Consider the following 12,961-nt stretch of genomic DNA (forward strand, 5'->3'; position numbering starts at 1 on the left):
GCCGGTAGACGAACGGGAAGGGCGGGAAGGGCGGGAGCGGCGGGAACACGGCGGGTCGGCGGCAGACAGCGAGCAGCGCGGAAGTAGTGCACAACGGACATGACGACGGGGCTTGTCAGCAGTGCGGCCTAGGGCTACACTGCTAGTTTGCGCTGTCCTTTTCGTTGCACTGAGCCTCTCAGATCCGCTCCGCCGACCGTGGCGGACCCGCCGGTACTCCTCCCACAAGGGCCGCTGGGGCGACTTCCCGCCGCCTCACGTTCAGGCCGGTGGGTCCGTGCACCCGTGGGACCAGGTCTGATGGGCTCTGTGCGGCGAAAAGGGGTCAGCGTGATCGCCCCGGTCGTACCGGTGCGGTCTCTGCCCGCCCACCCACGAGAAACCGCCACCGCCAGCTCGTCCCGCCCGCCGGCGTCAGCCGGCACGGCGGCTGTGACGCCCGCCCTTGGACGAACTCCGGACCTCCTGGTGCCGCGCCTCGCGCGACCGGGACCGACGGACGTGTCCGACGGCCCGGCATCCGGCCCGATCTGGCGTGACGGTCCTCACCGAGACAACCTGCCGCACTACCCAGCTAACGCCGCGTGTAAACACGGCGAGACACTGATCACCTGACCGCCCCGACGGCTCCTCGGCGTCTCCCGCCCGACGCCAGGCCCCCGGAAGGACCACCTTGGCCGCCTCGCGCTCCGCCTCCCGCATCTCGTTCGCCAAGATTGTCGAACCCCTCGAGGTCCCGGACCTGCTCGCCCTGCAGACGCAGTCGTTCGACTGGCTGATCGGCAGTGATGCCTGGCAGGAGAGGGTTCAGGAGGCCGTCGACGCCGACCGCGACGATGTTCCCCTCACCTCGGGTCTGGAGGAGGTCTTCGAGGAGATTTCTCCAATCGAGGACTTCTCCGGTTCCATGTCCCTGTCGTTCCGGGATCACCGGTTCGAGCCGCCCAAGTACTCCGTGGAGGAGTGCAAGGACAAGGACATGACCTACTCGGCGCCGATGTTCGTCACCGCCGAGTTCACCAACAACACCACCGGTGAGATCAAGAGCCAGACCGTGTTCATGGGCGACTTCCCGCTCATGACCCCGAAGGGCACGTTCGTCATCAACGGCACCGAGCGGGTGGTCGTCAGCCAGCTCGTCCGTTCGCCTGGCGTGTACTTCGAGAAGTCGCTCGACAAGACGTCCGACAAGGACCTTTTCTCCTGCAAGGTCATCCCGTCGCGGGGTGCCTGGCTGGAGTTCGAGATCGACAAGCGGGACACGGTCGGTGTCCGCATCGACCGCAAGCGCCGCCAGTCCGTCACCGTGCTGCTCAAGGCGCTCGGCTGGGATGAGGCGCGCATCCTCGAGCGCTTCGGCGACTACCCGTCGATGCGCGTCACGCTGGAGAAGGACCACACCTCCAGCCAGGACGACGCGCTGCTCGACATCTACCGCAAGCTCCGCCCGGGCGAGCCGCCGACGCGTGAGTCCGCGCAGACGCTGCTGGAGAACCTGTTCTTCAACCCGAAGCGCTACGACCTGGCCAAGGTCGGCCGTTACAAGGTGAACAAGAAGCTGGGCCTGCACGTCGAGGGCCCGGTGGGCGTGCTCACCGAAGAGGACGTCGTCCGCACGATCGAGTACGTCGTGAAGCTTCACGAGGGCACCGACCCGGCGTACGAGGTGGACGACATCGACCACTTCGGCAACCGGCGCCTGCGTACGGTCGGCGAGCTGATCCAGAACCAGGTGCGGCTCGGCCTCGCCCGGATGGAGCGCGTCGTCCGCGAGCGGATGACCACCCAGGACGTCGAGGCGATCACGCCGCAGACCCTGATCAACATCCGGCCGGTCGTCGCCTCCATCAAGGAGTTCTTCGGCACCAGCCAGCTGTCCCAGTTCATGGACCAGACCAACCCGCTGGCCGGCCTCACTCACAAGCGCCGCCTCTCGGCGCTCGGCCCCGGCGGTCTGTCCCGCGAGCGGGCCGGCATGGAGGTCCGCGACGTGCACCCGAGCCACTACGGCCGGATGTGCCCGATCGAGACGCCGGAAGGCCCGAACATCGGCCTCATCGGCTCGCTGTCGACGTTCGCCCGGGTCAACCCGTTCGGCTTCGTCGAGACCCCGTACCGCAAGGTCGTCGCCGGCCGGGTCACCGACCAGATCGACTACCTGACCGCGGACGAGGAGGACCGGCACGTCGTCGCCCAGGCGAACGCCCCGCTGACCGGGGACGGCTCCTTCGCCGAGGACCGGGTGCTGGTGCGACGGAAGGGCGGAGAGGTCGAGTTCATCCCGCCGGATGAGGTCGACTACATGGACGTCTCGCCGCGCCAGATGGTGTCGGTCGCGACCGCCATGATCCCCTTCCTTGAGCACGACGACGCGAACCGCGCGCTCATGGGCTCGAACATGCAGCGCCAGTCGGTGCCGCTGCTGCGCTCGGAGTCGCCGCTGGTCGGCACCGGCATGGAGGCCCGCGCCGCCAAGGACGCCGGCGACGTGGTCGTCTGCCAGCAGGCCGGCGTGGTCGAGGACCTGTCCGCCGACTACATCACCGTCATGCACGACGACGGCACCCGGCGCACCTACCGGCTGGCGAAGTTCCGCCGCTCCAACCAGGGCACCTGCATCAACCAGAAGCCGATCGTCGACGAGGGCGCCCGCGTCGAGGCCGGCCAGGTGATCGCGGACGGTCCGTGCACCGACAACGGCGAGATGGCGCTCGGCAAGAACCTGCTGGTCGCCTTCATGCCGTGGGAGGGGCACAACTACGAGGACGCGATCATCCTCTCTCAGCGGCTCGTCCAGGACGACGTCCTCTCCTCGATCCACATCGAGGAGCACGAGGTCGACGCCCGGGACACCAAGCTGGGTCCGGAGGAGATCACCCGCGACATCCCGAACGTCGCCGAAGAGGTCCTCGCCGACCTCGACGAGCGCGGGATCATCCGGATCGGCGCCGAGGTGAACCCCGGCGACGTGCTGGTCGGCAAGGTCACCCCCAAGGGCGAGACCGAGCTGACCCCGGAGGAGCGGCTGCTGCGCGCGATCTTCGGTGAGAAGGCCCGGGAGGTCCGGGACACCTCGCTGAAGGTGCCGCAYGGCGAGTCCGGCAAGGTCATCGGCGTCCGGGTGTTCGCCCGCGAGGACGGCGACGAGCTCCCGCCCGGCGTGAACGAGCTGGTCCGGGTCTACGTCGCCCAGAAGCGGAAGATCACCGACGGTGACAAGCTCGCCGGCCGGCACGGCAACAAGGGCGTCATCGCGAAGATCATGCCGCAGGAGGACATGCCGTTCCTCGAGGACGGCACCCCCGTCGACGTCGTGCTCAACCCGCACGGTGTGCCGCGTCGTATGAACATCGGCCAGATCCTGGAGACCCACCTCGGCTGGGTCGCCAAGACCGGCTGGCAGGTCGACACCGGCAAGGAGGAGTGGAAGGAGCGGCTGCGCGGCATCGGCGCGGACGCGGCCAACCCGGGCACGAACGTCGCCACCCCGGTGTTCGACGGCGCCCGCGAGGAGGAGATCACCGGCCTGCTGGACTCCACCCTCCCGAACCGGGACGGCGTCCAGCTGATCGGGTCGTCCGGCAAGGCCAAGCTGTTCGACGGCCGAACCGGTGAGCAGTACCCGTACCCGGTCGCGGTCGGCTACATCTACATCCTCAAGCTGCTGCACCTCGTCGACGACAAGATCCACGCTCGCTCGACCGGTCCCTACTCGATGATCACCCAGCAGCCTCTGGGTGGTAAGGCGCAGTTCGGTGGCCAGCGGTTCGGCGAGATGGAGGTGTGGGCGCTGGAGGCGTATGGCGCCGCCTACGCCCTGCAGGAACTGCTGACGATCAAGTCCGACGACGTCCACRGCCGGGTCAAGGTCTACGAGGCGATCGTCAAGGGTGAGAACATCCCGGAGCCCGGGATTCCCGAGTCCTTCAAGGTGCTCATCAAGGAAATGCAGTCGCTGTGCCTGAACGTCGAGGTGCTTTCCAGCGACGGCGTTCAGATCGAGATGCGCGACACCGACGAGGACGTGTTCCGGGCGGCGGAGGAGCTTGGGATCGACCTGTCTCGGCGGGAGCCGAGCAGCGTCGAGGAGGTTTAGGCGGCCGGCCGGGCCGCCCGCGATCGCGGGCGGCCCGGCCAACACCCGCTGACCTGACTGAGCGTCCCGACTGAGAAAGAGAGAGCAGGCGACAGTCTTGCTGGACGTCAACTTCTTCGACGAGCTGCGCATCGGCCTGGCCACCGCGGACGACATCCGCCAGTGGTCGCACGGCGAGGTCAAGAAGCCGGAGACCATCAACTACCGCACCCTCAAGCCGGAGAAGGACGGGCTCTTCTGCGAGAAGATCTTCGGTCCGACCCGGGACTGGGAGTGCTACTGCGGTAAGTACAAGAGGGTCCGGTTCAAGGGCATCATCTGCGAGCGCTGCGGCGTCGAGGTGACCCGCGCCAAGGTGCGCCGTGAGCGGATGGGCCACATCGAGCTGGCCGCGCCCGTCACGCACATCTGGTACTTCAAGGGTGTGCCGAGCCGGCTCGGCTACCTGCTGGACCTGGCGCCGAAGGACCTCGAGAAGGTCATCTACTTCGCCGCCTACATGATCACGAAGGTGGACGTCGACGCGCGCCACCGTGACCTGCCGACCCTCGAGGCCCGCATCGGCGTCGAGAAGCAGGGCATGGAGGACCGGAAGAACGCCGACGTCGAGGCCCGCCAGCGCAAGCTGGAGGCGGACCTGGCCCAGCTGGAGGCCGAGGGCGCCAAGGGAGACGCGCGCCGCAAGGTGCGGGAGTCGGCCGAGCGCGAGATGCGCCAGATCCGTGACCGCGCCCAGCGCAAGATCGACGAGCTGGACCGGGTCTTCGACCGCTTCAAGGGCATGAAGGTCCAGGACCTGGAGCCGGACGAGCTGCTCTACCGCGAGCTGYGCGACCGGTTCGGCCAGTACTTCGAGGGCGGCATGGGCGCGGAGGCGCTGCAGCGCCGCCTCGCCGACTTCGACCTCGATGCCGAGGCCGAGTCGCTGCGGGAGACGATCCGCACCGGCAAGGGCCAGAAGAAGGCCCGGGCGCTGAAGCGGCTCAAGGTCGTCTCGGCGTTCCTGAACACCCGCAACTCCCCGATGGGGATGGTGCTCGACTGCGTCCCGGTCATCCCGCCGGACCTGCGCCCGATGGTGCAGCTCGACGGCGGCCGGTTCGCCACGTCGGACCTGAACGACCTCTACCGCCGGGTCATCAACCGGAACAACCGGCTCAAGAGGCTGCTCGACCTCGGCGCGCCCGAGATCATCGTCAACAACGAGAAGCGGATGCTGCAGGAGGCCGTCGACGCGCTGTTCGACAACGGCCGCCGCGGCCGCCCGGTCACCGGGCCCGGCAACCGTCCGCTCAAGTCGCTGTCCGACATGCTCAAGGGCAAGCAGGGCCGGTTCCGCCAGAACCTGCTCGGCAAGCGCGTCGACTACTCCGGCCGGTCGGTCATCGTCGTCGGCCCGCAGCTGAAGCTGCACCAGTGCGGCCTGCCCAAGCAGATGGCGCTGGAGCTGTTCAAGCCGTTCGTGATGAAGCGGCTGGTCGACCTCAACCACGCGCAGAACATCAAGTCCGCCAAGCGGATGGTGGAGCGCGCGCGGCCGGTCGTCTGGGACGTGCTCGAGGAGGTCATCACCGAGCACCCGGTGCTGCTGAACCGGGCGCCGACGCTGCACCGTCTCGGCATCCAGGCCTTCGAGCCGCAGCTGGTCGAGGGCAAGGCCATCCAGATCCACCCGCTGGTCTGCACCGCGTTCAACGCGGACTTCGACGGCGACCAGATGGCGGTGCACCTGCCGCTGTCCGCCGAGGCGCAGGCCGAGGCCCGGATCCTGATGCTGTCGAGCAACAACATCCTCTCGCCGGCGTCCGGCCGCCCACTGGCCATGCCGAGCCTCGACATGGTCACCGGGGTGTTCCACCTGACCCGGCTGGCCGAGGACGGCGGCCTCGGCGCGGGCCGGTCGTTCTCCAGCGTGTCCGAGGCGCAGATGGCCTTCGACGCGCACGAGATCGGCCTGCAGGCGCTCATCAAGGTCCGGCTGCGCGACCACACGCCGCCGACCGACTGGGAGGCGCCCGCGGACTGGATCCCCGGCGACCCGTTCACCCTGGAGACGACCTTCGGGCGTTGCCTGCTGAACGAGGCGCTGCCGGAGGGCTACCCGTTCATCAACGAACTGCTGCACAAGCGCGACCAGGCCGCGATCRTCAACGACCTGGCCGAGCGGTACCCGAAGGCCCAGGTCGCGGCGACGCTGGACGCGTTCAAGGCCGCCGGTTTCTACTGGGCCACCCGGTCCGGTGTGACCGTCGCGATCGAGGACGTCATCGCGCCGCCGAACAAGACCGAGATCCTCACCAAGTACGAGGACCTCGCCGAGAAGGTCCAGAAGCAGTTCGAGCGCGGTTTCCTCTCCGACGACGAGCGCCGCAGCGAGCTGGTCCAGATCTGGACCAACGCGACGGCCGAGGTCGCGAAGGCGATGGAGGACCACTTCCCGCCGACCAACCCGGTCGCGACGCTCGTCAACTCGGGCGCGGCCGGAAACATGATGCAGATCCGCCAGCTGGCGGGTATGCGTGGTCTGGTCTCCAACCCGAAGGGTGAGATCATCCCGCGGCCGATCAAGGCGAACTTCCGCGAGGGCCTGTCCGTGCTGGAGTACTTCATCTCCACGCACGGCGCCCGCAAGGGACTCGCCGACACGGCGCTGCGGACCGCCGACTCCGGCTACCTGACCCGCCGGCTCGTCGACGTCAGCCAGGACGTCATCGTCCGCGACGACGACTGTGGCACCGAGCGCGGTGTGATGACCCGCATCGCGACGAAGGACCGCGCGAGCGGCCAGCTGGTCCGCGACCGGTACGCGGAGACGTCGGCCTACGCGCGGACGCTGGCCACCGACGCCGTCGACTCTGGTGGCGAGGTCATCGTGCCGGCGGGCGCCGACCTTGGCGACGTCGTCATCGGTCAGCTGCTCGAGTCCGGGATCGAGAACGTCCGGATCCGCTCGGCGCTGACCTGCGAGTCGCGCCGCGGCGTGTGCGCTCAGTGCTACGGCCGTTCGCTCGCGACCGGCAAGCTCGTCGACGTCGGCGAGGCGGTCGGCATCGTCGCCGCCCAGTCGATCGGCGAGCCGGGCACCCAGCTGACCATGCGTACGTTCCACGCCGGCGGCGTCGCCGGTGACGACATCACGCAGGGTCTGCCGCGAGTGGTCGAGCTGTTCGAGGCCCGCAGCCCCAAGGGCAAGGCCCCGATCAGCGAGGTCGTCGGCCGGGTGAAGATCGAGGAGACGGAGAAGACCTTCAAGGTCGTCATCGTCCCCGACGACGGCTCGGAGGAGATCGCCTACCCGGTGCCGCGGCGCTCGCGCCTGCGGGTCGCCGAGGGCGAGCACATCGACGTGGGCACCCAGCTCATCGACGGTGCCGTCGACCCGCACGAGGTGCTGCGCATCCTCGGCCCGCGCCAGGTCCAGCTGCACCTGGTCGACCAGGTGCAGGAGGTGTACCGGTCGCAGGGCGTGTCGATCCACGACAAGCACATCGAGATCATCATCCGCCAGATGCTCAAGCGGGTGAACGTCCTCGAGTCGGGTGAGACCACCCTGCTGCCGGGCGAGCTGGTCGAGCGGACGAGGTTCGAGGGCGAGAACCGGCGCGTCGTCGAGTCCGGCGGCCAGCCGGCGTCGGCCCGGCCGGTGCTCATGGGCATCACGAAGGCGTCGCTGGCCACCGAGTCGTGGCTGTCGGCGGCCTCCTTCCAGGAGACCACCCGGGTGCTCACCGACGCGGCGATCAACGCCCGGTCGGACTCGCTGGTCGGCCTGAAGGAGAACGTCATCATCGGCAAGCTCATCCCGGCCGGTACCGGCATCACGCGGTACCGCAACATCCGGGTCGAGCCGACCGAGGAGGCGCGGGCCGCGATGTACACGGTCGGCGGCTTCGACGACGGTGGCACGGTCGAGTACGGCGCCTTCGGCGGCGGCACCGGCCAGGCCGTCCCGCTCGACGAGTTCGACTTCGGCAGCCGCGACTACCGCTAGTCGGCTCTGGAACGAACCAGAACGAACGATGGCGGGCGCCCCTATGGGACGCCCGCCATCGGCGTTTCGGCTGCCTCCTCACCATGCCCTCCGCCGCTCCTCCCTCGACACAGCCAGGGTAGGACTGGAGGAGGATGGGAGTAGGATTGGCTCCGTGATCCGGGAGCCTCAGCCCCAGCCCGCGAAGCGGAAGGTGTCGCTGACACTCGATGCGGACCTCGTCGCCGAGGTGGAATCCGGCGGCGAGAACCTGTCGGCTGAGGTCAACATGGTGCTCCGGGACGAGCTGGCCCGCCGCCGCCGTCGGCGCGCGTTGCGAGCCCTGCTGGACCGGCTCGACCAGCAGGATGGTCCTCTCGACACCGCCGAGGACCAGGAGGAGATCGCGCGGTATATGCGACTGCTGGGCGGTCCGGTGGGCGAGGCTGAGCAGCCGGCCGCGCGGCGCGGTCCCGTCCGGTGAACGTCGTCCTCGACGCGGAGGCGGTCAACGCGCTCATTCAGGAGCGRCATCCGGCCCGGCTCGCCGTTCGACGCGCGATGACGGCGGCCGAGCGACTCGGCCGTGACGTCGTCGTCCCGACCGTGACACTCGCGGAGCTCTATCGGGGCGCCGGCCGCAACCGTGCCCTGGACGCGATGCTGGCGCGTGAGTCAGCCGCCCTGCTGCTGCGCGACACCGACCGCGGACTTGCCCGCCTCGTTGGGGCGATCCTCGCGGAGGCACACGTCGGTTCTGAGTACCTCGCGGACGCGCATGCTGTCGCGGCGGCGGTCGAGGTCGGCGGTGGGGTGGTGCTGACCGGCGATCCCGACGACCTGTCCCGCCTGGCCGCGCCCTACCGGACGGTGGTCATCGAGGAGCTGGGCAGCAAGTAGCACCGGGATCCGTCACGGCTTGGGAGAGGCGTGACCGCTGCTCGTTCGGGTGGGTCGGCGCGTCGAGGCAGGTGAAATTGGGCCGTGACCGCGCTTTCTGGCCCAATTTCGACCGCCTCGATGAGGACCGGGTAATGAGCACGAGGTCGGCTGTGTACGTCCCTTCGCTCAGGCCGGCAATGCGCTGGCGATGACCTCACGCTCGCCATTGATGGCGATCCGCCAGACGGCGTCGGCCAGGTCGTCGGGGTTGAGGGTCGGATATGCCCCGTTCGGAGCGGCCGCCGTGGCCAGGCGGTGGATGTCGCCACGCTCGATGAGACCGCCGACGACGAGGGCGCCGGCCTGGACACCGCGTGGGGCCACCGCCTCGGCGACCGTCAGGGCGTACGTCCGCAGCGCCGCCGACGCGGGAGCGAGCGGGCCGAGGAACGGCAGGGGTACGACGGCGCTCAGGCCCGTCACGTACACCAGCGCGCCGGCTCCGCGCCTGATCATGGCTGGCAGCAGGCGGTTCGTGGCCTCGATAGCGGGGCTAACGGCCGCCGCGACCGCTTCGAGGACATCCCCGGGCTGGGTCTGGAGGATCTCGACAGGGTAGGCCGCCGGGTCGTCCGCGCCGGGCCCGCAGTAGAGGACGTCGACCGCGCCGAGCGCGGCCTGCGTCTCGTCGAGGGCACGGTGCAGCTGGCCGGGGTCGCGGGCATCCGCGGCTGTCGCGAACGCGCGCACTCCCGCGCGTCCGAGATCGGCCAGATAGTCGTCGTGGCGGTCGGTACCGCGGGAGATCAGGCCGACCGCGTATCCCGCCGCGCCGAACCGTCGGGCCACGGACATCCCCAGGCCCGGCCCCGCACCCAAAACCACCAGCGTGCCCGTCGAATTCATGATGTCCTCCCACGTAGCGTCGTCGGAGACCAACCCTGATCGCCGCCCGCGGAATCCGAAAGAAGGCACATTCATGTCCGCTGCGCACACCGATGTGACCGCTACCCGGATCCCTACGGCGCTGACGGTGGCGCTGCCGGAGCAGGTCGAGTCGGAGGACTACGAGGCCTGCCCGGTGACGAGGATGGTTCACCTGCTCGGCGACAAATGGGTCCTACTGGTCCTCATGCTCCTGGCCGAGCGGCCACACCGTTTCAACGAGCTTCGGYGGCGGATCGCCGGGATCAGCCAGCGAATGCTTACCCGCACACTGCAGACGTTGACGGCCGACGGGCTGGTCGCCCGTACGGTCCATCCGACCGTTCCGCCGGCTGTCGACTACTCCCTCACCGATCAGGGGCGAAGCCTGCTCGTGCCACTCACCGGCCTCGCCGAATGGGTGGTACGGCGCCAAGCGGCGTGACGGCGACACGGAGGGGCGGCATGCGCGCCCAGGTCCCCAAACCCGTTACGGAAGGGAAGGCCCGTAGGCGGCGTCGTGGAGCTCGCGGTAGGCCTCGACGAGGGCCGGGAGCGAGTAGTGGGCGTTGAGGCCGCTGGGGTTGGGGAGGAGCCAGACTCCCGTCGAGCCCAGGTGGTCGGGCTGGCGGCCCACAGGGGCCTTCTTCTGGCCGAAGGCGACGCGGTAGGCCCCGAGACCCAGGAAGGCCAGCCAGCCAGGCTGGAAGCGCTCGACGGTGGCCGTGAGCCGGCCGACACCGGCGCGGATCTCGTCGTCGTGGATCTCGTCCGCGCGGGCGGTGGCGCGGTTGACGATGTTGGTGATGCCGATGCCGCGGGCGAGCAGGTCGCCGGTCTCGGACGGGTGCAGCTGGCGGTCGGTGAAGCCGGCCTGGTGGAGCGTCGCCCACAGGCGGTTGGCGGTGCCGCCGAAGTGGAATCCGGTCGCGCCGGCGGCGAGCGACGGGTTGATCCCGCAGATGAGCACCTTCAGCCCAGGGGCGATCAGGTCTGGGACAGCGCGTCCGTAGGCGGCGTCGAGCTCGGCTCGAGTCGGCCTTCGGCGCGGCTCCGCGGACGTGCCCTCGTCGGTCTTCGCACCGGCGCTGGCGCCTGGTACTGCGTCTGTCGTGGTGTCTGTGYTCACCATGCGCGCTCCCATCGTCATCGTTGGGCGAAGACCCGGTGACCCCGGTGTCTCCATAACGCCAACCTTGTCGTTTCGCTCCCGCTCAGCCTGCCAGAGCTGCACAATGGCACCCGCGGGACCGACATAGGTAACCCACCGCAACACGGGCGAGGCCTGCTACCGGAAGACCGGTAGCAGCGGAACCGGGCGGCTGGCCCCATAGCCAGCACACGACACGTCAACGGCGACGAACCGACCGGCTGTGCGAGCCTGGGGACACCCCGGACTCGACGGTCATCTCAGAGGGCGGCGCGCGAGGCGCCGCACCCTCTGGTGGCGCTCGGCGGGCGGCCCGAGAAGGGCCGTGGGCGCGGATGACACCCGGTTCGACACTTGACGTGGGCGTGGAGTAATGTTGCGTCCTGTGGCCAGAGTCCACGTGACTCTGGCGTGTGTCCTGCGCCCCGATGTGGCGCTGTGGCGCCAGACTGACAACCGGGCGTCTCTGTCTGGGGAGTTCTCCCCGGGTAGATGACGCGGGCCGCGGAGCACGGGTGACCTACGGGTATCCCCGGGCCGGCCGCGGCCAGAGATGGTTGGCGAACTGGACGCCGTCGGCGACTGTCGGGCCTGCTTCATCTCAGGGACGTCGGCGGATGCCGGCGGGACTGTGCTGATGAGCAGGAAGGCGCGCTCCTCTCAGGACGGCTCGGCAACAGCCGAGAGGTACTGACAGGCGCGACACGCCCGACCGCGTGGGTCGGCGGGCAACCTGGAAGCCCAGGTGGCAGCCGTCCTGGTGTGTCCGGCACGCCAGGCGAGGAGAACAGCACCGCGACGGAAGAGGAACGGGAGCGCAGTTGCCCACGATCCAGCAGCTGGTCCGCAAGGGCCGGCAGGACAAGGTCGAGAAGACCAAGACCCCTGCCCTTAAGGGGAGCCCGCAGCGTCGTGGCGTGTGCACCCGGGTCTACACGACCACCCCGAAGAAGCCGAACTCGGCGCTGCGCAAGGTCGCCCGTGTCCGGCTGTCCAGCGGGATCGAGGTCACCGCGTACATCCCGGGTGTCGGCCACAACCTCCAGGAGCACTCGATGGTCCTGGTGCGCGGCGGCCGAGTGAAGGACCTTCCGGGCGTTCGTTACAAGATCGTCCGTGGCGCGCTGGACACCCAGGGTGTCCGCAACCGCAAGCAGGCTCGTAGCCGCTACGGCGCGAAGAAGGAGAAGGGCTAATGCCGCGCAAAGGGCCCGCTCCCAAGCACGCTGTCGTCGTCGACCCGGTGTACGGGTCGCCGCTGGTGACCTCTCTGGTCAACAAGGTGCTGATGAGCGGCAAGAAGTCGATCGCGGAGCGGATCGTCTACGGCGCGCTCGAGGGCGCTCGTGAGAAGACCGGCAACGACCCGGTCGTGACACTCAAGCGCGCGCYGGACAACGTCAAGCCGACGCTGGAGGTGCGCAGCCGCCGGGTCGGTGGCGCCACTTACCAGGTGCCGATCGAGGTCCGCGCCGGCCGCAGCACCACGCTGGCGCTTCGCTGGCTGGTCGCCTACTCGCGCGGCCGCCGTGAGAAGACGATGACCGAGCGGCTCATGAACGAGCTGATCGACGCGAGCAACGGTCTCGGCGCGAGCGTGAAGCGCCGGGAGGACACCCACAAGATGGCGGAGTCCAACAAGGCCTTCGCCCACTACCGCTGGTGACCTGTTATGGCTGACGTACGTGCCACTCTGGCCACGACCCGCAACATCGGGATCATGGCCCACATCGACGCGGGCAAGACCACCACCACCGAGCGCATCCTCTACTACACCGGTGTGAACTACAAGATCGGTGAAGTGCACGACGGCGGCGCCACGATGGACTGGATGGAGCAGGAGCAGGAGCGGGGAATCACCATCACCTCCGCCGCCACCACCTGCATCTGGCGTGACCACACCATCAACATCATCGACACCCCTGGCCACGTCGACTTC

10 protein-coding genes are annotated in these 12,961 nt (G+C 68.9%); 8 read left to right on the top strand and 2 right to left on the bottom strand.

Annotated elements, in window-relative coordinates; translation table 11 throughout:
• Window positions 1-673: 673 nt before the first annotated feature.
• The 4 genes from rpoB (at window position 674) to BL253_RS15910 (ending at window position 8,966) form a co-directional block, all read left to right on the top strand.
• Entirely contained in the window at window positions 674-4,096 is a 3,423-nt protein-coding gene (gene rpoB / locus BL253_RS15895) for a DNA-directed RNA polymerase subunit beta (RefSeq protein WP_076817672.1), read from the top strand.
• 97 nt (window positions 4,097-4,193) lie between these two features.
• Window positions 4,194-8,087 carry a DNA-directed RNA polymerase subunit beta' gene (locus BL253_RS15900; RefSeq protein ID WP_076817674.1) on the top strand — a complete coding sequence of 1,298 codons (3,894 nt, stop codon included), beginning with the start codon at window positions 4,194-4,196 and terminating at the stop codon, window positions 8,085-8,087.
• Window positions 8,088-8,241: 154 nt separating this feature from the next.
• Complete coding sequence (locus BL253_RS15905) at window positions 8,242-8,550, top strand: type II toxin-antitoxin system CcdA family antitoxin (protein WP_076817676.1); 309 nt, start codon at window positions 8,242-8,244, stop codon at window positions 8,548-8,550.
• Window positions 8,547-8,966 (top strand): PIN domain-containing protein, encoded by a 420-nt coding sequence (locus BL253_RS15910; RefSeq protein ID WP_076817677.1) that lies wholly within the window; start codon window positions 8,547-8,549, stop codon window positions 8,964-8,966. Before BL253_RS15905 ends, BL253_RS15910 begins: the two co-directional genes overlap by 4 nt.
• A gap of 168 nt (window positions 8,967-9,134) precedes the next feature.
• Here BL253_RS15910 and BL253_RS15915 read toward each other — a convergent pair whose 3' ends face one another.
• Complete coding sequence (locus BL253_RS15915; protein WP_076817679.1) at window positions 9,135-9,854, bottom strand: SDR family NAD(P)-dependent oxidoreductase; 720 nt, start codon at window positions 9,852-9,854, stop codon at window positions 9,135-9,137.
• A 73-nt stretch (window positions 9,855-9,927) separates the two neighbouring features.
• On the opposite strand from BL253_RS15915, the gene BL253_RS15920 reads away from it, so the two are divergent.
• Window positions 9,928-10,317: a winged helix-turn-helix transcriptional regulator gene (locus BL253_RS15920; protein WP_076817681.1), complete on the top strand. Its 390-nt coding sequence runs from the start codon at window positions 9,928-9,930 to the stop codon at window positions 10,315-10,317.
• A 45-nt stretch (window positions 10,318-10,362) separates the two neighbouring features.
• Here the strand turns inward: BL253_RS15920 and mug are convergent, their stop codons facing one another.
• The gene (gene mug / locus BL253_RS15925) at window positions 10,363-11,004 is read right to left on the bottom strand and encodes a G/U mismatch-specific DNA glycosylase (protein WP_076817683.1); all 642 of its coding nucleotides are present in this window, start codon (window positions 11,002-11,004) and stop codon (window positions 10,363-10,365) included.
• Between the two features lie 839 nt (window positions 11,005-11,843).
• Between mug and rpsL the strand changes: the two genes are divergently transcribed.
• The 3 genes from rpsL to BL253_RS15940 form a co-directional block, all read left to right on the top strand.
• Window positions 11,844-12,218: a 30S ribosomal protein S12 gene (gene rpsL, locus BL253_RS15930; protein WP_007514810.1), complete on the top strand. Its 375-nt coding sequence runs from the start codon at window positions 11,844-11,846 to the stop codon at window positions 12,216-12,218.
• Window positions 12,218-12,688: a 30S ribosomal protein S7 gene (gene rpsG, locus BL253_RS15935; RefSeq protein ID WP_076817685.1), complete on the top strand. Its 471-nt coding sequence runs from the start codon at window positions 12,218-12,220 to the stop codon at window positions 12,686-12,688. Before rpsL ends, rpsG begins: the two co-directional genes overlap by 1 nt.
• A 6-nt stretch (window positions 12,689-12,694) precedes the next feature.
• A partial coding sequence (locus BL253_RS15940; RefSeq protein ID WP_116438861.1) for a GTP-binding protein occupies window positions 12,695-12,961 on the top strand: 267 nt, incomplete at its 3' end.

The sequence above is a fragment of the Pseudofrankia asymbiotica genome (assembly GCF_001983105.1).
Taxonomy (GTDB): domain Bacteria; phylum Actinomycetota; class Actinomycetes; order Frankiales; family Frankiaceae; genus Pseudofrankia; species Pseudofrankia asymbiotica.